Raw genomic sequence first — 19,568 nt, 5'->3', positions numbered from 1 at the left:
CTCAGGTGGTAACAATCTGGCTACTGCTCTGTTCTTAAATGCTTCACTGTATCTTGCCACTTCATTTCCTTTGCGCCCCCGTTGATTAATTTCCTATCGAGGCGACATCTATTCTGGCACGGGGGGCATCGGCCTGACACCGGCTCAACAGGATCAGTTAGAACTGGCTTTGCGCGGCTGCCCGGATGAGGAGATTGCGGCCGAACTGGGCATCGCCTGGAACACTGTTCGCAAGCGTTGGGGGGACATCTTTCAGCGCGCCGAAGATGCGTTACCTGGAATATTCGGCAACGCGCCGGCAGCTAACCCGGGCGCCGCCCGGGGTGTGGAAAAACGTCGGCCGCTGCTTGTCTTTCTGGAAGAGCATCCAGAAGAACTCCGTCCCTGGTCAAGCGAGCTCTAAAATCATTATCGGCTTCCTGGCATGCAACGCGCCTTCGATCGCTGCGTCCAGGTGTGCTACTTCGCCGCCAATTTCTGCGCGATCCCAGCCACGTGCCGGCCCTGGAAGCGCGCGATGGCGAGTTCGTTGGCGCTCGGCCGCCGTGATCAGTCACCTTTGGTGAGCGTAGAAGCGCCGTAGGGCGTACCGCCAGTGATCTCGTCCATGTTGAGCAGCCCTTGCTCAGAATAAGGCACGCCGACAATCACCATCCCTTGATGGAGCAGCGTGCTGTGGAATATGGCCTGATACCATTTTGTGATCTGGAGACCGCTGTACCGTCCAGTTGATGACGGCGCCCAGGCTAGCTTGCAGTTGCTGCGACGGTGCGTCGCGCAACTCATCGGGAAACGGCGCCGACCAACGATCCTGTTCCATCAGCTTGATTCCGTCATCTCCCTTGCAATTTACGCTATGCTTGGCAAACACCGCTGGAGTGATGCCAATGACTGTATCGCCTGCCCGCCCGCGTGACAAGAACGCCATCGCCGATGCGGCGACGGATTCACTGTGCAAGCGCAGCGCGCGACCGTGGGTGCTGGCGGCCACGATACTCGCCTCAAGCATGGTGTTCATCGATGGCACCGTGGTCAATGTAGCTCTGCCTGCCTTGCAGCGCGCGTTCGGCGCCAGCGCTACCGATGCGCAGTGGGTGGTTGAAGCCTACGCCCTCTTCCTGGCTGCGCTGCTGCTGGTGGGCGGCGCCGCGGGCGACCGGTTCGGGCGGCGGCGCGTTTTTGCCATTGGCGTCGCGCTATTTGCTGTTGCTTCCATCTGGTGCGGGTTGACTGGCAGCGTCATGCAATTGATTTTCGCACGCGCGATACAGGGAATCGGCGGCGCCTTGCTGGTCCCGGGCAGCCTCGCCCTCATCAGCGCATCGTTTCCCGAAAGCGAACGCGGCAAAGCGATCGGCACCTGGTCCGGTTACAGCGCCATCACCGCCGCGATCGGACCGGTGATCGGCGGTTTTCTGATCGAACATGTTTCTTGGCGCATGGCGTTCCTGATCAACGTTCCACTCGCCTTGCTAGTCATTACCCTCGCGTTCCGGTACGTACCCGAAAGCCGCGACCAGCGCGCTTCGGGCAGCCTGGACTGGGCAGGCGCCGCGCTGGCCAGCATCGGGCTGGGATGCCTGGTCTACGGTTTGATTGAATCGTCGAACAAAGGCTGGGGCGACGTGACGGTGATTGCAACGCTGGTTCTGGCGGCACTGATGCTCACCATCTTCATCGGCGTCGAGTTACGGCATCCAGCCCCGATGCTGCCACTTGGCCTGTTCCATTCCCGTAATTTCAGCGGCGCGAATTTGCTGACGCTCCTGCTGTATGCGGCGCTTGGCGGCGGCCTGTATTTTCTACCGCTGAACCTGATTCTGGTGCAAGGGTATTCTGCCGTCGCCGCTGGCGCTGCGTTGCTGCCGTTTGTGCTGCTGATGTTTTCCCTGTCAAGGTGGAGCGGCGGACTGGTTGACCGATATGGCGCCAAGAGGCCGCTCGTGATTGGTCCCACGATTGCGGCAGTCGGATTCGCCCTGTTCGCCGTTCCCGGCTTGGGCGGCAGTTATTGGGCTAATTATTTCCCGGCGGTGCTGGTGCTTGGATTCGGCATGTCGATCAGTGTCGCGCCGCTGACCACGACGGTCATGAATGCGGTCGACCAAAGTCTTGCCGGCGCGGCGTCAGGCGTCAATAACGCGGTCTCGCGTACTGCCGCCTTGCTGGCCATCGCAATCTTCGGGATTGTGATGAACCTGGCGTTCAATGCCAGCCTGGACAGCCATCTCAAGACCTTGAATACGGCGCCGGACACGTTGCATACTGTAGAAGCGCAGCGTGCCAAACTTGCTGCAATCGCGGTGCCGGCGGAGGTGAGCGAACAGGAACAGATCGCCCTCAAAAGCGCAATTGGCCAGTCGTACGTATCGGGCTTCCGTTGTGTGATGTTACTCTCCGCGCTCCTGGCATTGGGCAGTGCCTTGAGCGCATGGTTGTTGATTGGCCTCCATCCTCAGAAAACACAAAAGAACTGAATGTTCCGTGGTTTCAGAAAAGGATAGTCTCGCTATCAGTAGTGTTATCGCTCGTCTAATATGAATCTGCGGCAAAGGAATTGTTGAGGATTGGCGCATATCAATATGTTGCGTTTATGCATTATTCGTGGCGCTTCATCGAATAAGGAGATAGTGCGATGTCTACCGGAATGAAACATCATCATCTTCGTGACTATTGGATTCCCTACAGTGACGGCATGGGCAATTGGCAAAAGGTACTGAGATTTTTTATGACGTTGATTGCTCTCTGCCTGGCTATCGTCATCTCTTTTGACGTCAATGTCTTGCTGACTGATTTTTTGCGATGGATCGGCACTGATTGCGTGTGGTGCGAGATCGTCCCATCTTGATCATTTCGAGAAATTATGAGCGTTGAGGCGTAATATCGTGCCATAGCACCCGAGTTTATATTCGACGAGTTTATATTCAACGAATTTATACTCAATTCCCGACCCAACTCAGATTGGTGGAGAGTGGCGAATGATAAGTGAACGCACTGATTTTACAGGCGCTTACGGACAAAAGTTGGCGGCGCGGCTCGATGCGCCGTCAGGAGACCCGCACGCCTTTGCCCTGTTTGCCCATTGTTTCACCTGCGGCAAGGACATTTTCGCTGCCAGCCGCATTGCGCAGGCACTGACCAGCCATCACATAGCCGTACTACGTTTCGACTTCACCGGCCTCGGCGCCAGCGAAGGTGAATTCGCCAACACTAATTTTTCCTCGAATGTAGCGGATCTGATTGCCGCAGCCGACCATATGCGTCAGGTTTATCGCGCTCCGGCGCTTATGATTGGTCACAGCCTCGGCGGCGCGGCTGTGCTATCCGCTGCAGCCGATATACCGGAAGTCCGCGCAATCGTCACCATCGCCGCTCCCAGCGATCCGACCCATGTCACCGGCTTGTTCCGGGATAAAATCGAAGAGATAGAAGTCGACGGCGAAGCGGAAGTGCAGCTGTCCGGCCGCCGGTTCAAGATCAAGCACCAGTTCCTGCAGGATGCCAGGGAACAGCAATTGAACCACAAGATCGCCCACCTCAGGAAAGCATTGCTGGTGATGCATGCGCCGCGCGACACCACCGTCGACATCTCGAACGCCATGCATATTTTTACTGCGGCAAAACACCCGAAGAGTTTTTTATCGCTCGACGATGCCGATCATCTCCTGACGCGCAAGCATGACGCGACCTATGTGGCAAATATGATCGCAGCATGGAGTCACCGCTATGTTTCGTGATATCTCACCCAAACGCGGGCTTTCAATGCCGAGAGCGATCTACTTTATTGCAGCGCTTCTCTAGACATGGCCATCACCATGACACCGCCACGTTTGCTGCGTGTGACCGATACCGACGGCATCAACCGGATTGAAGTCAGCGGCACCTGGCTGTTGCGTGTCATCTTGCCGGATGTCGCCACCTTGCGGCCGCAGCTGACGCAATACGCTAAAGACCACACTGCCAGGTGGGACCTGCGCGCGATCCAGCAACTGGATGCCGCCGGCGCGCTGTTCCTGTGGCGCATGTGGGGCCGGCGGCGGCCGGACATCCTGCTCAAGCCAGAATACGAAGAGATGTTCGCTCATCTGGCGGAGAAACCATTTTCACCGCCACCACCGGTGCCGCGCGATCGGCTCGAACTGCTGGTGAGACTTGGGCAAGGTTTTTTGTCGTTCTGCAAGAGCCTGCGCCTCATCACGATCCTGGCAGGCAATCTGCTGCTGGACGGCCTGTATCTGCTGCGTCACCCGAATGATATCCCGTGGCGCGAAATCTCAGCCAACATCCATCGCACCGGCAGCCAGGCGCTGGCCATCACCGCGCTGGTTGGATTTCTGGTCGGCGTAGTGCTGAGCTATCTGTCGTCGATCCAATTGAAAAACTACGGCGCCGACGTCTTCATCATCAATATCCTGGGACTGGGCATCGTGCGCGAACTGGGGCCGATACTGGCGGCCATCCTGGTAGCCGGACGTTCCGGCTCTTCGATGACGGCGCAACTCGGCGTCATGCGCGTGACCCGCGAGCTCGATGCCTTGTCAGCCATGGGCATTTCGCACACCCAGCGCCTGGTGCTGCCAAAGGTCGTGGCGCTAGCCATCACCTTGCCGCTGCTGATTATCTGGAGCGACATGGCCGCGCTGCTCGGCGGCATGTTGTCGGCTTATCTGCAGCTAGACATCGGTTATCGCCAGTTTCTGCACGGCTTGCCTGCAGCAGTGCCGATCGCCAACCTGTGGCTAGGCCTGTGCAAGGGTTCCGTATTCGGCATGCTGGTCGCATTAATCGCCTGCCACTACGGATTGCAAATCCAGCCGAACACAGAAAGCCTGGGCGCCAGCACCACCGATTCGGTCGTTACTTCGATCACTATCGTGATCATTGTGGACGCCATATTTGCCGTGATTTTTTCGAATGTGGGTTTCTAGACGCAAGCTGGAACAATCAGTAATCAGTGAACAATATCGGCCAAAAATGAACATGCAGGTTCTAACGTGAGCACAACAGACCATATCATCGACATCAACGCCGTATGGACCCGGTACGGCGACACCGTCATCCATCGCGATCTCACCTTAGGCGTGAATTACGGCGAAGTGATGGCGATCATCGGCGGTTCGGGCAGCGGCAAGACCACCCTGCTGCGCCTCATGCTCGGCCTCGAAGCTCCTAGCCGCGGCAATATCAGAGTGTTCGACGTCCCCCTGCAGGGCTGCCCGGTTGCCGACCTGCGCCAGACCCGCAACCGCTGGGGTGTCCTGTTCCAGGAAGGCGCGTTATTTTCGGCATTGAGCGTATTCGACAATGTCGCCCTGCCGCTGCGCGAACTCAAAGCGTTGCCCGAAGACGTGATCCGTGAACTGGTGATGATGAAACTCGACCTGGTCGAAATTGAGGCCATGAGCGCCAACAAGATGCCGGCCGAACTGTCCGGCGGCATGGTCAAGCGGGTCGCCCTGGCCCGCGCGCTGGCGCTCAATCCGGAACTGCTGTTCCTCGACGAACCGACCGCAGGCCTGGATCCTGAGCGCAGCCACGGTTTCGTACAGCTGATCGAATCACTGCGCCGCGCGCTGAATCTCACCGTGGTCATGGTGACGCACGATGTCGACACCCTGCTGGCGCTTTCCGACCGGGTGGCCGTGCTGGCTAACCAGCAACTGCTGACGGTCGGTCCGCTGTGGGATATCGTGCACCACGCCGATCCATTCGTGCAGAATTTCTTCCTCGGTCACATCAAACGCTGCGAGCAGGAAAACGTCAAGGATTTCCGCGACAAGCTGGCCGTCGGCCTGCACGTTGCATGAAGTATAAGGAGATGGTCAATGGAAAACCGCGCCCATGCCCTGTCTGCCGGCCTGTTCCTGGTACTGCTTTGCATCGGATTGGTGCTGGTGGCGATCCGGTTGAACGGCGATGCCGTCGATCAGCAGGATTACCTGCTGTTATCCAGGACGCCGGTATCAGGCCTGAACCGCAATGCTCCAGTGCGGCTGCGCGGCGTGGATGTAGGTAAGGTCAAGGATATCCAGTTTTCCCCGGCCGACCCGCATGTCATCCTGATCAAGATCGGCGTCGACAAGGGAACGCCTGTCAACCAGGGGACCTATGCGCAACTGAGTTACCTGGGCATCACCGGACTGTCTTTCGTGCAACTGGACGACGACGGCAGCAATCCGGCAAAACTCGTGCTCAATCCAGATGAAATTGGCCGCATCGAAATGCGGCCCTCGTTTTTCGATCAGATCGGCAATTCGGGACAGGATTTGCTGCGCGACACGGGCCAGGCAGCAAAACGGCTGAACAAACTGCTCAATGACGACAATCTGGAACAGTTGTCGTTGACGATCGTCAACCTGAAGACCGCTTCGGGCCGGATCGCCGATCTCGCCGCCGAACTGCAGCCGACGCTCAAAAAGCTTCCTGCCATCAGCGCCCGCACCGACAAAGCTTTGGCGCACATGGATCCCTTGCTGTCTAATTTAAACAGTCTCACGCAAGAAGTCCGCACGCGCGTGGATACCCTGGACCGCATCGGCAGTACCGCAGACAATCTGGGCCAGACCAGCCAGGATTTGAAGGATACCTTGCCGCAACTACACGTCATGATCAACGATTTTTCGCATAATTCCCACGCGCTGGATCGCGTGCTGTCAGGCGTCGAGCAGCAACCGCAAAGCATTTTATTCGGACGAAAGCCCCTGCCGCCGGGGCCTGGTGAAGTTGGATTTGCGGCGCCAGCCGAGATACATTGATTTTCCGCATTGAGCACGTTGCTTCACACAGTTAGAAAACCATTTCATTTTAATTCCTGCCAACTATACTGGTGTGTCGACAGCATCAATAAATCTAACCCGATGAATCTAACCAACAATGAGGTGATGAACATGAGCCAGCAACTAAGCGACGACGGACTCGACCTTCTGTTTTTTAAAGCCCGCACACATAACGCGTGGCTGGAAAAGCCGGTAAGCGACGACATTCTGCGCCGCCTCTATGACGTGATGAAATGGGGGCCGACCAGCGCCAATTGTTCGCCGGCGCGCATTCTGTTCTTGCGTACGCCGGAAGCCAAGGAACGTCTGCGGCCGGCGTTGGCCCCTGGAAATGTGGACAAGACCATGGCAGCCCCGGTCACGGCGATCATTGGCTACGACGGGAAATTCTACGAGCAGTTGCCAAAGCTGTTTCCGCATGCCGACGCCCGCGCCTGGTTCGCGGACACGCCGGAACTTGCTGAAGTTACCGCCAGGCGTAACAGTTCCCTGCAGGGAGCCTATTTCATGCTGGCGGCGCGCGCCCTCGGCTTGGATTGCGGCCCGATGTCGGGATTCGACCAGGTGAAAGTGGATCACGAATTTTTCCCGGTGACGAAGCCAGTGAATTTCGAGTATGAATATTTCCCGGACAGTCACATCAAAACCAATTTCCTGTGCAATCTTGGCTACGGAGACCCGGACAAACTATTTCCACGCAGCCCTCGCCTCGATTTTGACGAGGCATGCAAATTACTTTGATTCGATGGACATGCATGCCGGAGCGCTGCCAAACAGGCAGAACGGACTGTTTTGGCAGGCTCTTTATCGTCATCAGATGAATCAATACTGTGTTTCAATTCGAAACACCTGATACACAATTCGGGTGGGTTGGCGGCCGCTACGTTTGTACAATCAAATCATTGTCAACGTAGAAGGAGAATCAAATGGAAGCCATCCAAACAACCGCCCGTCTGCACCCCTTGGTCGCCGGCGCAGCCGCAACCGTCACCTTGGCGAGCTTGCTTGGCATCGCAGCGATGACCGGTTTTCTCCCGAGTTCTCACGGTAATACGGTTGGCACTCAGGCTCCCGAGGCAACCTCTGCCGTGCAGCAGCCAATGGCAAATGCCGCTGCACCGATGGCGCCGGCAACCGCCGCACCGGTATTGGTGCAAACCGCGAACGGCTATCAGTACATGCAGCCGCTGACAGCGCCCACGGCCGCCGGATATCAAGTTGAGCCGGCTCGCCCGGCACCCAGGCAAAAAACGATAGTGCATCATGTCTATCGCAATCATGACACCAGTTATGCGCAAGCAGGACCGGCGCCGCAATACCAGGCCCCGGTCGAGCAAGCTCGCCCGGCACCGCAGGTAAGCCCGTTGGGGATAGCTACCGGTGCAGTAATCGGCGGCTTGCTGGGACATCAGGTCGGTGGCGGCAACGGCCGTACGCTGGCGACAGTGGCGGGCGTTGTTGGCGGTGGATACCTGGGTAATACGGTCGCCAAAAACTACGGTTATTAGGTCACGGCTGCAACGGTTTCAGATCGCCCAATAGCGTGGGTATCAACTCGGAGACAGTCGGATGAATATGCATCGCACGCTGGATGGCGGTGTGGGTGAACGCCCCTCGGCCATTGACATCGCCCAGCAATACTGACGCGTCACGTCGATCCCGATGAAATGATCTTGCCGGCCGTAGCCGCCGCATCTCCTGGCATTTCACTCCTCTCATTGTTAGCTGCTTAGCCACGCGTTACGACGCTAAGTGGGAGGGCGGGAGCCATTTTTTATGGTCGATCATCCATTTGACTTTGCGCATGACTTCTCTGCGCGCGATTTCCTCGTGCTCCATTGGCAAGTCGGTACATTTGCGAATTACGCCATTCTCGATTTGAAAGGACCAGGTCCATCGTCCTTTTATTTCTTCATAGACCGTGACCGAGTAATGGATGCCTTTGTATTCAAATTCACCTGTCATGACCGCCCTCCTTGATGGCAAGGTAATCCTAACATGCTCGGAATCAACTATTCATGAAATTGGGGTGAGAATTGAGGTGAGACTAGCTGGGCAAATTGGTATGGCTATCCAGCTATTCTTCCGAGAAAATTTCTGACCGGCGGTTCTCTTCAAAAGCATTTATCAATCTGACAATGCGTTCCATGCGAGCTTGCTCCAGCAGGGTTGTCTTACGTCCCCACAAAAAATCGAATTCAGTCACGAGCAAGAGGTATTCACTCTCGCAAACAATGGATTTATCTATTTTTTCCTCTGGCAAAATCGTAGCTCGATCTCAGGTCAGACTGACTGCTCTCGCCACCAGTTGCAGGCCATCCACCCGAGTGCTTTGCCACCAGTCCAGTTGCTGCACCTTCTGCGCCGGCACACCCCATTTGACTAGCGTGTCCCCTACTCCCAGCGGCGTAAGGAAATGCTGTACCTTGCCGACTAGTTGCAGGATCGCCTGATGATCCAGATGATCATAATGGTCATGCGACAAGATCACTCCTTTGATGGGAGGCAGCTCGGCGATGCTGATTGGCGGTTGGTGAAAGCGTTTAGGGCCGATCCATTGAAAAGGAGAGGCGCGCTCGGAAAACACCGGGTCGGTCAGCCAGAATTCGCCGCGTAGCTTCAATAGCATGGTGGAATGACCCAGGCGAAACAGGGAACGATCCGGCGCCGCCAGCAATTGTGCGCGGCTGATCGCCTGGACCGGGATCGGTTTGGCCGGCACGGTTCCGGCTGGCTTATCGAAAGCGAAGCGCCACAGGATTTGCAATGTCCCCCACAAGCCGTTCTTGTGCATGGGGAGACGATTCCTGAACTTGCCATCCCGCCACTGTGAAGATTGCGGCTGAATATGCGTATCGAAAGCCTTGAGCGTTTCACTTGCCATACTACTTTTCCTGCCTATTGATGCTGGTTGGTTAACGATTCCTTGCTGCTGCCGGGTAGCAAAGAATTATTACACTACACAGTGTAGTTTAAATCCGAAAAAAGTAAACTACCCGGTACAAAGATTTTGTAACAGACCGAAGCCGTTTCAGCCGCGCAGGACATCACCTGATGATGACGTTTTGATGATTGCATGCCCTGTTTTGGTGACGGGATCAGGCATGAAATTTGCAATTGGAAACAAACATGGATTAACTTAACAACGGAGAACAACAAAATGGATAGAAGACGTTTTCTCGGCAAGACGATTGTCATTGCAGGTAGCCTGGGAGTGTTTTCCTATACGTTGGCGCAGATTCTCAACATCAACGACGCCATCAACAAGTCAGGGCGACAAAGGATGCTGTCGCAACGCTTGGCCAAGGCTTATTTGCAACTAGGGCAAACAATTGATGCGGAGCGTTCCAGGAAAATCCTGGATGCCTCCCTTCACCTTTTTGAACGGCAGCTTGCTGAGCTTCGCATTTTTGCTCCAACCAACGATAACAAGCTGGTATTAACCGAAATGGAGAAAACCTGGCTTAGCTACAAACAGGCATTGGTGGGGCAAACGCCTAATCAACAGGATGCCAGAAACATCATGGTCATCAATGAGGAGCTGCTGGCGATGGCTCAAACTGCCACGGTACAACTGGAAAAATATTCCGGCAGTACCAGCGGTCAATTGGTAAACATCTCCGGACGCCAACGCATGCTGTCGCAAAGAATGGCTAAGTTCTATCAGGCGCTGCAATGGGATGTGGCGCCGGCCGATGCCACGGGCAAATTGGAACTGGCGCGCAAGGAATTCACAAGCGGCATGCAAATACTGAGCAATTCGGCCGGCAACACGGCAAGAATCCGTGATGAATTGCTCTTGGCGCAGCAACAATGGATGTTTTTTGATGGAGCGCTGCGTCAAAGCGGAGATCAAAGAAACCGTCAGCAATATGCGATCAACGTCGCCACCACCAGCGAGCGCATATTGGAGGTGATGGACGGCGTTACCGGGTTGTATCAGCAGCTTGGCTGATGAAACAATTAAAAGCGTTTTCATTTCATCGATCGTCATGCTGACCCAGGAGTGCTGCGACTTTTCCGATTTGTTTCAAACCGATGACGTCGATGCTGACGGCATCGGCGTGACAGTCAAAGGAAACTCTGGTGTTAATGCCGTTAAGTTAAGCCACGAACGGTATTCTTTAGATGGACCAGTGCGGTCACTCCGTCATCCCCGCGAACGCGGGGATCCATGTTGCACAGTATGGTGGTTAAAATGGATTCCCGCGTTCGCGGGAATGACGTGCCAAGCGCTATAACCGGTAACCTTGACTTAACGGCATTAAGCTCTGGTGTGGATTTGTTTTAAGCCGGAACAGGAATAGTGTATTTTCACCATCCATTCCCCCGCACTTATCCAGTCAACATTGCACTGCGCTCCATGATCCACATTACGGCGAATATCGATATCGCTCCCGATCCGCCATACAGCGCCACGCGCTTGAACCACCGTTGTTGCCGGTACATGTACAACACCGGCAGCAACAATATGACGATACCCAATTGACCAGCTTCAACCCCGAGGTTGAAACCGGCAAGCGCGACCGCCAGATGGAGTGGAGGCAACGCCATGTCGATCAGTACGTTGGCAAAGCCAAAACCGTGTATCAATCCGAACGCGAATGCGACTAGCCACAAGCGTCGCTGGACGACAGGGTAAATATTGTTGACTGCGGCAAGTAAAATGGTGACGGCAATCCCGATTTCCACCAAGGCCGCGGGCAAGCTGACGAGATGGAAAGTTGCCAGCGTGAGCGTGATTGCATGCGCCGCGGTAAATGCAGTTACTATGCGCAACAACTCAAGGACGACGGGCCTGGGTGAGTCCACGGCTTCCCAGCCGTGCCCTCTTGCCACCCATGATGCGGGGAGCAATAGTGCAATCAGGAACAACGCGTGGTCGAAGCCCCGCCAGATATGCCACATACCGTCCAACATGAAATCGGTGAAGACGCTGTGAAGCGGCTTGCCACGCAGGTCGAGAACTTCCTGCGGATGATCCAGCCCCAGTATCGCCGTCGCCATGGCGCCATCGTTAATCACATTGATCAGCCCTTTGTGCAGCGTATCGATATCGGCAAACAATCGATAGTCGATTTCCAGTTTTGCCGGTTGTACCGCGCATCTGGCATTGAACAGCAATACGGCGTAGGCGCCATCGGTATGATGGTCGATCAGCATGTCTTTCGGCTGCAGCGGACAGGTTTGCCCCGCCGAGGACAGGGAAATATGCGTAAACACGTAGCGGATGATGTCAGCCTGCCGTGGCTTGAGTTCCCCCCAGGTCAGCTTGCCGTTGCCGTCGGTATCCAGCACCAGCGGGGTATCCAGATCTCGCAAGGCGACATCCCATCGCCCGCGCAGATCATTGCCATCGACACTTATGGTCAAATAGCTGTCGCTGGGCTTATGCGCCAGGGCCGGAGATGAAAGGCCGAGCAACCAGCATATCAGCAGAGTTTTCCATCCGTGGTTCATCTTTGTGCCTTTGTTTGCCGGTATCTAGCGTGCAGCCAGTTGCTGGACGCGTTGCGCTAACGTGAGTAATGAAGGAGCCCGGAGACGGGCGGCTGTCAGCCAGTCCAGGGCCGGTTTGGCAGCGCCGGGCTGATGTGCTGCGGCCGCCGTGGCCAGCAAAATACGGCAATCTGCCAGCTCTTTTTGTACTATCCAGTTAGCCTGTGCCAGCTGCAATGCGGCTTCCGGCTGATTCAGCAAGGTCAGCCGAAACATGGCTTCCTCACGCAGATGCACGCGATCGCCGCGCGCCGCCGCTGCCGCAAAACGCGCTTGCAGGTCTTCGATGTGGCTCTTTGCATCAGGACTGGCCAGCTGCTGTTCGGCCATTGCCAGCCGCAACAGCAGATTGTCGTTACGGATATCATCCGCCAGGAGAGGAAGCACTTCGCGCGGCCGATGGTGTTCCAGCAAAAAATCGGCCATCGCTGTCTTCAGATACGCATCTCGTGGGTTGGCGGCTAGCCCAAGACGTAGCGCCGTTTCGGCTTGTCCATCTTGGCCGATTGAGGCGGCGGCTTCTGCCAGGCTGACCGCGGCCCAGGCTTGTATCCCCTGCTCTACCGGCGCCTGGGCGATAAACCGTTGCAACAGCGCCATGGCCTGATCGGGTTGGCCGCTCACTGCCATGACGTTCGCCAGGCAAATCCCGGCGAAGACGGCATCTTGAAAAATCAGCGCGCCACAGCTTTCCCTTGCTTGTGCGTAACGCCCTTGAACTTGCAAAATGCTGGCTCGCATCAATAAAGCCTGCGGGTTGCCGGGCGCTTTATTCATGGCGCGATCCAGGTTGCTCAACGCGGCCTCAAACTGGTGATTGCTTTGTTGTACGCTAGCCCGCAGGATGAGTGCCAGCGCCGGTGGCTCTGCCGTGTTCAGCCAAGGGGCGATGACAGCTTCGGCTTGCCCCAGATCGCGCGGATCGCTATCGCGGCGGAAACGGCTCAGGTGTTGCTCGGACAGTTTGCTGGCGAGTTTGAAATCGCCAGGTGCGGCATTCAGTTGCCCACGCAGCCAGGCGATGCGCGCGTTCAGCGCGTCGTTGTCGCGGCGGGGCAGCATTTCCAGCACCATGGCGTCGTCAACAGGTTTGAACGGTTCGGCGCGCGCAAGCGGCGCCAGCAGCATGGCGGCTAAAGCACCCGCAAGGATAAAAACTGGCCGCATGTTCAATTTCTCCCTGGATTATCCTGGCAGCCACTGACGGCTGGCCAGACTAAGTACCAGCACGCCGATGGCAATCGCCCAGCTGCCGGCCACCCGCAAACCGATATTGATCCATCCCTGGCGCAGTCTGAGCAAACTATCTCCTGCCGCCGTCACATAGGCTAGCGTCAAAAAAGCGACAGCCGTCATTCCGGAAAAGAATGCGGCGGGCGCCATCTGACCTTCTATCGCCGAGCCGTTGGCCATGCCGAATGTGATGCCGGCAAACGCCGCAAACAGGCCCAGCACGGAGCGCGGCTGCTGTCGTCCGATCGCCAGGAAGATACCCGCTGCAATCACGGTGGACACATTGATGGCGAACATGCTTTGCGGAACCATCCAGTGTCGCGAGACGATTGCCCCGGCCAGGACTGCCACAGGAAAAACGGCCAACAGGAAGCAGCAGCGCTGGCGGCCGTTTTGCCCCGCCAGCAAGCCCAATGCCAGCAGCAGCATGATGTGCTCCGGGGAGGTGATCGGATGCAGCACGCCAGCGTAGAAATCGCCAATGCCGACAAATGCCGCATGCGCATGGGCAAGTGACGGCCACGCGCTAAGGGCGATGACTGTAAATGAACCTCCGGCACGATAAAATCGGCTAAGCATGGCTCACCCTGTCATCGCCAGATTGAGGAAATAAGCGCCTCCGAGTGCTATCGCAAGACCACCCATTCGCAATGCATATTGTCCGGCGCGCCATTTGTATAACAGCCCGAGAACGATCCCGCAGGCATGGAGCAAGCCGGTGGCTAGTACGAAACCTATCGCGAACGTCAGCGGATTGGCTGACGACGGCAATTCGGCGCCGTGGGCAAAACCGTGGCAAATCGCAAAGCCGGCAACAATCAAACCTGCAATCCAAAGCGGCGGCCGAACTGCAAAGGAGATCATGCCGCCAAGTACCAGAGCCGACATCGCAATGCCGACCTCGATTCCATGCAGCGGAACGCCGAGTACTCCCATCACGCCACCGATGGTCATCACCAGAGGAAATGTGACAGGTAGTACCCATATCGCCGGACGGCCCAATTGTGCTCCCCACAAACCGACTGCGACCATGGCAATCACATGATCCAGCCCTGAAATCGGGTGCAAAAAGCCGGTCTTGAAACCACCCGCCATGTCGCCCTGTCCGATGTGTGCGGAGGCAGCGCTTGCCATGACGGACAGCAGCAACAGCATCGCGAGTTTCAATTCTTTATGCAACACGATTTATCTCCCTTTTGTTATTTTTGACCTGCCCGGCATCAGGCCAAGACAATTCAAACTTGGGGGACCAAGCGCCGGCTATCGGATATTTCCCGTGCGTAGACATGAGCAGGGTCGGCGCTACCCGCTAAATTGGTGGCATAGCTTTGGCACGTTTGCTGGACTTGGGCCGGGCTTGCGTGTTGCAAGGCACTGGCACGAGCCATCTTCGATTCAGAAAACTTGTTTTCCATAATCACTTTGTATTGTTTGTACTTAACCATGTTGCCACCGGCCAGGTCGCGCAGATAGCGGTCGAAGCGACGATCGAACTCTGTTACCAGATCGTGGTTTTTGTTTTGCCAGCTCTGCCACGCCTGATCGTAACTGGCGTGCTGCTGCGGGTACATGGTTTTACAGATGTCGCGCTGATCTCGCGCGCTGCGGATACCTGAATAGACCTTGCCCAACTGATTGATATATTCCGGCGAAGGTTTTGCGGCATGCGCAGTCGCTGTCAATGCCGTGAGCGCGAAGGCGAACAAATACATGCGGATATTCATCGCGATACTCCTTGAATGCACATCCACTCGCCAGCGGCGGATGGATGTGCTGCCGGTCTTCAATTGATGGGAACCGGGCTCGTGGTTTCTGATTGCGTTACCGCGATCGAATCAGTCGATACCGGTGTTGTGGTTTCCGACGTGGTATTCGCAATTTGTTCAACCTGCAGCGTGAATGCATCCGCAACAGGCGCTGGAGCCGGAGCTGGCGCCGGCGCAGGCGTCGGAGTTCCTCCCAAATTCGATGAGGAGCCGTCGCTGCCGCCGCAAGCGCTCAAAGCCAGTCCCGCGCCGACGATCAATATCGATGTCATAAGGCGTTTCATCATAAGCTCCTTAGTTAAACACGCCGGGCACCGGGGTCTTCAGGTACGGGAAGGTGCTGTCGAAGAATGTTGAGTCCACGAAGGCGCCATCGGTAAAATCGATCGCGCCGGAAGGTGCGCTCGCCGGTGCGCAGCCGATATTCAAAGTGCATAACCGGCCCATGACCACGCGCAATGCAATATCAACCACGTCATCACCCGGACGACGGCCGTTCGGAAAGCCGGCAGAATCTCCGCCGATCACGCCGAGACGGCTTTGCGAAGCCGGAGCGGCCACTGGAGTGCTGGTATTCAGACGCAACATCTCCGATGGCGTCACCGTTTTTTGCTGATTGATGCCAGGCACACCGGTTAAAAATGCGGTGACCAGGTCATTACGCGGGATATTGGTCGGCGCTTTGACGCCAGCGCTGCTAAACAGGATTTCCAGCAGCGCCGGTAACGTAGGATTGGTCACGTAACTCAGGAATTGGCCGTCGTCAGAAGGCTTGCTGGTGTTGAAGCGGTCTTTATCCTTGAGGCCGATCACCACTTCATTTACCAGTGGCATACCCAGCCGAGAGACTTGCGACCAGGCGCCACCTTCCTTGCTAGCCAGGCCCACACCGGCGCCAGGCGCTGGATTAATCAGCCTCGCCTGACGCACGCTGGCAGTCGTCCAGCCGCCAATAACCGGGTCGGCAGTAGTCGCCAGGCAAGAAATAGGCACTTCCATTTCGATGGCGGTGACGTTCTTGAGCTTGAGGTTGTCCAACCCTTTATTTTCCGCCTGGGGATCAAATGCCGTTGCCGGCGCAGTGATGTTCACCAGGTCAAACGTGCCTCCCAGATTCACGACAAACGGATCCTTGCGCTGACCGACAAACACCTTACCCGGCGTGCTACAGCCTGGAATATTGATGTTGTAGATGTGTTGCGCGGCATAGGCAGCGTAGTTAGGCAACGACTTGTTACCGATGTAGTCAACCGGCTTGTCGAATGAGGTGCTGCCGTTGGCGGCATTGGTGATTGATGCAGCCGTACCTGTGCGGCGATCGCCTGTCACCATGGTAATGGTGTAACTCTCCTGAACATTGAGTGTTGCGGACTTAGGAGCGTTGATCGCGCCGATATTAATTAACGGCACCGAAACATTCTTGCCGCCCACCGGCACGGCAAGATCAAGCAGATTATTACTGAAACGGAATTGATAGGTGATATGTTCGTGTCCATCGCCGACGTTATCGATATGAATTTCATATAACGCCTTTGGATCCATCATGAAAAAATTAGGGCCGCCAAAGCCGTCTTGAAAAGGCTGGTAATTGGCGACTATGGTGACAAAGCCGCTACGCCCCGTTTCATAACTGCGAAACATATAAAAGTCTGTGCCATCGACTTTCGGGTTCTGGGTCACAAATGGGGATTCCCTATGACTGGATGCCGAAACATTTCCGGCAATCAGCAAACATCCGGCGGCTATCCCAAGCGCAGTACTCGCTACCGATCTCGCTACTGATTTCATCTTATTCTCCGGTTGAATGACATGTGAAGTTTCGACGTTGCAGGGCGTCAACGATCGCTTCTGTAGCGCCTTGCATGTTTACGCAGGCGACTTTGAACTGGATGCAAAAATTTGAGATTTATTTTCAGAAGATGTTTGAGCACGAACAATATGCCAAGAAATTCATTGTCAAAATGGAATTATCTTGCATATTTGTAGCCGTCCGAATCAGGTAAAAGAAAAAGAATCCGTCTCAAGAAAAACTGCGTATATGAAATGAATGCGGTTTTATGCCGTTGCCGCATGAAAATGACGAAAAAGAAACTATTTCGAGGAGATAGGACGACATGCGCGCAATACCGTGGATAACCGCAGTTTTCCTATGCTTGTGTGGCGACGCGGCCTTGGCTCAGGTTGGCCAGAATCGGCACGTAGAGGAAACGTTCCCGCAGGCATCTCAACCGGGTAGCGGCGACGTCATGTTGCCCACCGTGACGGTCGAAGGTCACTATGAAAATGCTGTCGGCACCTCGAACGCCGCATCTCAGGGCGTTGTACGCGGCGAGTTATTGCAGGACTTGCCGTTGCTAAGGCCCGGTGAGGTGTTGGAGACGGTACCCGGATTGGTGGTAACCCAGCATTCCGGCGATGGCAAGGCCAATCAATATTTTCTGCGAGGCTACAATCTTGACCATGGCACCGATTTCGCCACCAGCGTTGACGGCATTCCAGTGAATATGCCCACCCACGCCCACGGCCAGGGTTATTCCGATCTGAACTTCCTGATTCCCGAACTGGTCGATCGCATCGACTACCGCAAAGGCCCCTACTTCGCCCACACTGGCGATTTCTCCTCGGCTGGCTCGGCCGACATCCAGTATCGCAAGAGTCTTGACCACAACATCATCGATTTAACTGGAGGCGCATATGGTTACCGGCGGGCACTGGTCGCCGGTTCCATTATGCTCTCACAACCACAGCAGAGCCCTGAAAGCGGGGTAGATGCAATCAAGCAAGGACCGGCTTTACTCGGTGCGCTTGAAGTCATGCGCAATAACGGGCCGTGGGCGTTAAAGGAAGAATTGCGCAAGACGAATGCGCTGGTGCGACTCAGTGACGGTAGTCAGGCAAGCGGCTGGTCAATCGATGGAATTTACTACGACGCCAAATGGAATTCAAGCGACCAGATTCCGCTGGAACTGATCAATTCGGGGCAACTGGGACGCTTTTCCGCACTCGACCCGACCGACGGCGGCAATAGCGGACGGGCGATTCTGTCAGGAGAGTGGCATAGCCATGACGGCGACGGCGGCTATAGCAGGATCTCGGCTTACGCGGAGCATTACCGCCTGAAACTCTGGTCGAATTTTACGTTCTTTGAATTGCGCCCAGCCACAGGCGACCAGTTTCAGCAAGCTGAGAGCCGCAATATCCTTGGCGCCCAGGCCGTCAAGGGCTGGACGCATGGCTTGCTGGGACATGACTCAACGACGGAGCTGGGCTTGCAGTTGCGGCATGACAATATCGACGTCAGCTTGCAGAACACCCAGGCCCGCATTCCTTTTGAGACGGTTACCGATGACAAGGTCAGTGAAACCATGGCTGGCCTGTATCTGCAAAACACGACGATCTGGAGCGACTGGCTGCGCACGCTGGCTGGCGCCCGTGTCGACCGTGTCGCCATGAATATGACATCGTATTCGTTGTCGCAAAATTCCGGTTCGGGGTCCGGCAGCCGGGTGTCTCCCAAATTGTCGATTATCCTCGGGCCATGGGCGAAGACCGAATTTTTTGTCAATGTCGGCAAGGGCTTTCATAGCAACGATGCGCGCGGCGTGATCGACAAGATAGATCCAACCACCGGCGCGCCGTCGTCGGCGGTGCCGGCGCTGGTCGGCAGTACCGGCAAGGAATTCGGCGTGCGTACTGAAATCATCGACGGGCTGCAAAGCTCGCTGGCCCTCTGGAGCCTGAACAGCGATTCCGAAATTACCTATTCTGCCGACTCCGCCATAGGCAGTACGGCGCCCAACGGCGCCAGCAAACGCCATGGCATCGAGTGGAACAACCATTGGATCGTCAATCGCTGGCTGCTGCTCGACGCCGACTTCGCCTGGACCCATGCGCGCTACGCGAAAATGAACGATAACGGCACCATGGGCAACATGATTCCTAATGCGGTCAGCAAGGTCGCACTGTTACGGGCGACGCTGCAGCACCTGGGGCCTTGGTCGGCAGGACTGGAAACACGCTATATAGGCCCTTATCCGCTGGCGCAGGACGGCAGCCTGACAGCGCAATCGGCGATCGTCACCAATCTTCGGATACAGCGTGAAATTTCTCCACGGATGTCGATATCGCTGGACGCACTCAACCTGTTCAACCGCCAGTACTACGATATCGCCTATCAGCAGGACTATCAGGTATCGCCCGGCAGTGCCGTGGTGCCAAGCGGCGTCACAGTGCACCCCGGCGAGCCGCGCCAGCTGCGCCTGACTTTGAGACTCAATTATTAAATGGCCGGCTA

The 19,568-nt window shown here is 56.0% G+C and carries 20 protein-coding genes and 2 pseudogenes; 11 read left to right on the top strand and 11 right to left on the bottom strand.

Going from position 1 to position 19,568, the window contains the following annotated elements; all coding sequences use genetic code 11:
• Window positions 1-169 precede the first annotated feature (169 nt).
• On the top strand, window positions 170-403 hold the full coding sequence (locus KHU29_RS10100) for a hypothetical protein (RefSeq protein ID WP_211452674.1): 234 nt from the start codon (window positions 170-172) through the stop codon (window positions 401-403).
• Between the two features lie 56 nt (window positions 404-459).
• On the opposite strand, the pseudogene KHU29_RS10095 reads toward KHU29_RS10100, so the two are convergent.
• Window positions 460-735, bottom strand: a pseudogene (locus tag KHU29_RS10095) (NADPH-dependent FMN reductase family protein); the annotation flags it as partial.
• 152 nt (window positions 736-887) lie between these two features.
• Between KHU29_RS10095 and KHU29_RS10090 the strand changes: the two are divergent.
• The 8 genes from KHU29_RS10090 (at window position 888) to KHU29_RS22345 (ending at window position 8,284) form a co-directional block, all read left to right on the top strand.
• Window positions 888-2,477, top strand: a complete 1,590-nt coding sequence (locus KHU29_RS10090) for an MFS transporter (RefSeq protein ID WP_246541785.1) — start codon at window positions 888-890, stop codon at window positions 2,475-2,477.
• Window positions 2,478-2,635: 158 nt separating this feature from the next.
• Entirely contained in the window at window positions 2,636-2,848 is a 213-nt protein-coding gene (locus KHU29_RS10085) for a hypothetical protein (RefSeq protein ID WP_211452672.1), read from the top strand.
• A gap of 130 nt (window positions 2,849-2,978) precedes the next feature.
• Window positions 2,979-3,737, top strand: a complete 759-nt coding sequence (locus tag KHU29_RS10080; RefSeq protein WP_211452671.1) for an alpha/beta hydrolase family protein — start codon at window positions 2,979-2,981, stop codon at window positions 3,735-3,737.
• 66 nt (window positions 3,738-3,803) lie between these two features.
• Window positions 3,804-4,928 (top strand): MlaE family ABC transporter permease, encoded by a 1,125-nt coding sequence (locus tag KHU29_RS10075; protein ID WP_246541782.1) that lies wholly within the window; start codon window positions 3,804-3,806, stop codon window positions 4,926-4,928.
• 66 nt (window positions 4,929-4,994) lie between these two features.
• The gene (locus tag KHU29_RS10070) at window positions 4,995-5,807 is read left to right on the top strand and encodes an ABC transporter ATP-binding protein (protein WP_211452670.1); all 813 of its coding nucleotides are present in this window, start codon (window positions 4,995-4,997) and stop codon (window positions 5,805-5,807) included.
• A gap of 18 nt (window positions 5,808-5,825) precedes the next feature.
• On the top strand, window positions 5,826-6,755 hold the full coding sequence (locus KHU29_RS10065; protein WP_211452669.1) for an MlaD family protein: 930 nt from the start codon (window positions 5,826-5,828) through the stop codon (window positions 6,753-6,755).
• A gap of 132 nt (window positions 6,756-6,887) precedes the next feature.
• Window positions 6,888-7,517: a malonic semialdehyde reductase gene (locus KHU29_RS10060; RefSeq protein WP_211452668.1), complete on the top strand. Its 630-nt coding sequence runs from the start codon at window positions 6,888-6,890 to the stop codon at window positions 7,515-7,517.
• 185 nt (window positions 7,518-7,702) lie between these two features.
• On the top strand, window positions 7,703-8,284 hold the full coding sequence (locus KHU29_RS22345) for a glycine zipper 2TM domain-containing protein (RefSeq protein ID WP_211452667.1): 582 nt from the start codon (window positions 7,703-7,705) through the stop codon (window positions 8,282-8,284).
• Window position 8,285: 1 nt separating this feature from the next.
• Here KHU29_RS22345 and KHU29_RS10050 read toward each other — a convergent pair whose 3' ends face one another.
• The 3 genes and pseudogenes from KHU29_RS10050 to KHU29_RS10040 all read right to left on the bottom strand — a co-directional run.
• Window positions 8,286-8,495: a hypothetical protein gene (locus tag KHU29_RS10050; RefSeq protein ID WP_211452688.1), complete on the bottom strand. Its 210-nt coding sequence runs from the start codon at window positions 8,493-8,495 to the stop codon at window positions 8,286-8,288.
• A 21-nt stretch (window positions 8,496-8,516) separates the two neighbouring features.
• A complete protein-coding gene (locus KHU29_RS10045) occupies window positions 8,517-8,741 on the bottom strand; it encodes a hypothetical protein (RefSeq protein ID WP_211452666.1) in 225 nt (74 codons plus the stop codon).
• 334 nt (window positions 8,742-9,075) lie between these two features.
• Window positions 9,076-9,660, bottom strand: a pseudogene (locus tag KHU29_RS10040) (MBL fold metallo-hydrolase); the annotation flags it as partial.
• Between the two features lie 192 nt (window positions 9,661-9,852).
• On the opposite strand from KHU29_RS10040, the gene KHU29_RS10035 reads away from it, so the two are divergent.
• Window positions 9,853-10,731, top strand: a complete 879-nt coding sequence (locus KHU29_RS10035) for a type IV pili methyl-accepting chemotaxis transducer N-terminal domain-containing protein (RefSeq protein WP_246541778.1) — start codon at window positions 9,853-9,855, stop codon at window positions 10,729-10,731.
• A gap of 380 nt (window positions 10,732-11,111) precedes the next feature.
• On the opposite strand, the gene KHU29_RS10030 is transcribed toward KHU29_RS10035, so the two are convergent.
• The 7 genes from KHU29_RS10030 to KHU29_RS10000 are packed head-to-tail and all read right to left on the bottom strand — an operon-like array spanning window position 11,112 to window position 17,062.
• Window positions 11,112-12,236, bottom strand: coding sequence for a HupE/UreJ family protein (locus KHU29_RS10030; RefSeq protein WP_211452665.1), 1,125 nt, complete (start codon window positions 12,234-12,236; stop codon window positions 11,112-11,114).
• Window positions 12,237-12,260: 24 nt separating this feature from the next.
• Window positions 12,261-13,442 (bottom strand): tetratricopeptide repeat protein, encoded by a 1,182-nt coding sequence (locus KHU29_RS10025; protein ID WP_211452664.1) that lies wholly within the window; start codon window positions 13,440-13,442, stop codon window positions 12,261-12,263.
• An 18-nt stretch (window positions 13,443-13,460) separates the two neighbouring features.
• Window positions 13,461-14,087: a HupE/UreJ family protein gene (locus KHU29_RS10020; RefSeq protein WP_211452663.1), complete on the bottom strand. Its 627-nt coding sequence runs from the start codon at window positions 14,085-14,087 to the stop codon at window positions 13,461-13,463.
• Window positions 14,088-14,090: 3 nt separating this feature from the next.
• On the bottom strand, window positions 14,091-14,690 hold the full coding sequence (locus KHU29_RS10015) for a HupE/UreJ family protein (protein ID WP_343216047.1): 600 nt from the start codon (window positions 14,688-14,690) through the stop codon (window positions 14,091-14,093).
• Between the two features lie 53 nt (window positions 14,691-14,743).
• Window positions 14,744-15,232 carry a hypothetical protein gene (locus tag KHU29_RS10010; protein WP_211452662.1) on the bottom strand — a complete coding sequence of 163 codons (489 nt, stop codon included), beginning with the start codon at window positions 15,230-15,232 and terminating at the stop codon, window positions 14,744-14,746.
• A 59-nt stretch (window positions 15,233-15,291) separates the two neighbouring features.
• Window positions 15,292-15,558 (bottom strand): hypothetical protein, encoded by a 267-nt coding sequence (locus KHU29_RS10005; protein ID WP_211452661.1) that lies wholly within the window; start codon window positions 15,556-15,558, stop codon window positions 15,292-15,294.
• Between the two features lie 10 nt (window positions 15,559-15,568).
• Complete coding sequence (locus tag KHU29_RS10000) at window positions 15,569-17,062, bottom strand: DUF4331 domain-containing protein (RefSeq protein ID WP_211452660.1); 1,494 nt, start codon at window positions 17,060-17,062, stop codon at window positions 15,569-15,571.
• Window positions 17,063-17,388: 326 nt separating this feature from the next.
• Between KHU29_RS10000 and KHU29_RS09995 the strand changes: the two genes are divergently transcribed.
• On the top strand, window positions 17,389-19,557 hold the full coding sequence (locus KHU29_RS09995) for a TonB-dependent receptor (RefSeq protein ID WP_211452659.1): 2,169 nt from the start codon (window positions 17,389-17,391) through the stop codon (window positions 19,555-19,557).
• The last annotated feature ends 11 nt before the right edge of the window (window positions 19,558-19,568 follow it).

It is taken from the genome of Collimonas antrihumi, from assembly GCF_018304965.1.
Lineage (GTDB): Bacteria > Pseudomonadota > Gammaproteobacteria > Burkholderiales > Burkholderiaceae_D > Collimonas > Collimonas antrihumi.
Note: the sequence above shows the minus strand (reverse complement) of the source record. Positions and strands in the feature narration are given on the sequence as shown.

Bases quoted from the DNA above. Each gene is read 5' to 3' on its own strand.
- KHU29_RS10035 (WP_246541778.1), top strand. From the start codon at position 9,853: ATGCCCTGTTTTGGTGACGGGATCAGGCATGAAATTTGCAATTGGAAA.
- KHU29_RS10065 (WP_211452669.1), top strand. From the start codon at position 5,826: ATGGAAAACCGCGCCCATGCCCTGTCTGCCGGCCTGTTCCTGGTACTG.
- KHU29_RS10080 (WP_211452671.1), top strand. From the start codon at position 2,979: ATGATAAGTGAACGCACTGATTTTACAGGCGCTTACGGACAAAAGTTG.
- KHU29_RS10075 (WP_246541782.1), top strand. From the start codon at position 3,804: ATGGCCATCACCATGACACCGCCACGTTTGCTGCGTGTGACCGATACC.
- KHU29_RS10010 (WP_211452662.1), bottom strand. From the start codon at position 15,232: ATGAATATCCGCATGTATTTGTTCGCCTTCGCGCTCACGGCATTGACA.
- KHU29_RS10085 (WP_211452672.1), top strand. From the start codon at position 2,636: ATGTCTACCGGAATGAAACATCATCATCTTCGTGACTATTGGATTCCC.
- KHU29_RS10000 (WP_211452660.1), bottom strand. From the start codon at position 17,062: ATGAAATCAGTAGCGAGATCGGTAGCGAGTACTGCGCTTGGGATAGCC.
- KHU29_RS09995 (WP_211452659.1), top strand. From the start codon at position 17,389: ATGCGCGCAATACCGTGGATAACCGCAGTTTTCCTATGCTTGTGTGGC.
- KHU29_RS10005 (WP_211452661.1), bottom strand. From the start codon at position 15,558: ATGAAACGCCTTATGACATCGATATTGATCGTCGGCGCGGGACTGGCT.
- KHU29_RS22345 (WP_211452667.1), top strand. From the start codon at position 7,703: ATGGAAGCCATCCAAACAACCGCCCGTCTGCACCCCTTGGTCGCCGGC.
- KHU29_RS10020 (WP_211452663.1), bottom strand. From the start codon at position 14,087: ATGCTTAGCCGATTTTATCGTGCCGGAGGTTCATTTACAGTCATCGCC.
- KHU29_RS10050 (WP_211452688.1), bottom strand. From the start codon at position 8,495: ATGAGAGGAGTGAAATGCCAGGAGATGCGGCGGCTACGGCCGGCAAGA.
- KHU29_RS10030 (WP_211452665.1), bottom strand. From the start codon at position 12,236: ATGAACCACGGATGGAAAACTCTGCTGATATGCTGGTTGCTCGGCCTT.
- KHU29_RS10060 (WP_211452668.1), top strand. From the start codon at position 6,888: ATGAGCCAGCAACTAAGCGACGACGGACTCGACCTTCTGTTTTTTAAA.
- KHU29_RS10025 (WP_211452664.1), bottom strand. From the start codon at position 13,442: ATGCGGCCAGTTTTTATCCTTGCGGGTGCTTTAGCCGCCATGCTGCTG.
- KHU29_RS10045 (WP_211452666.1), bottom strand. From the start codon at position 8,741: ATGACAGGTGAATTTGAATACAAAGGCATCCATTACTCGGTCACGGTC.
- KHU29_RS10090 (WP_246541785.1), top strand. From the start codon at position 888: ATGACTGTATCGCCTGCCCGCCCGCGTGACAAGAACGCCATCGCCGAT.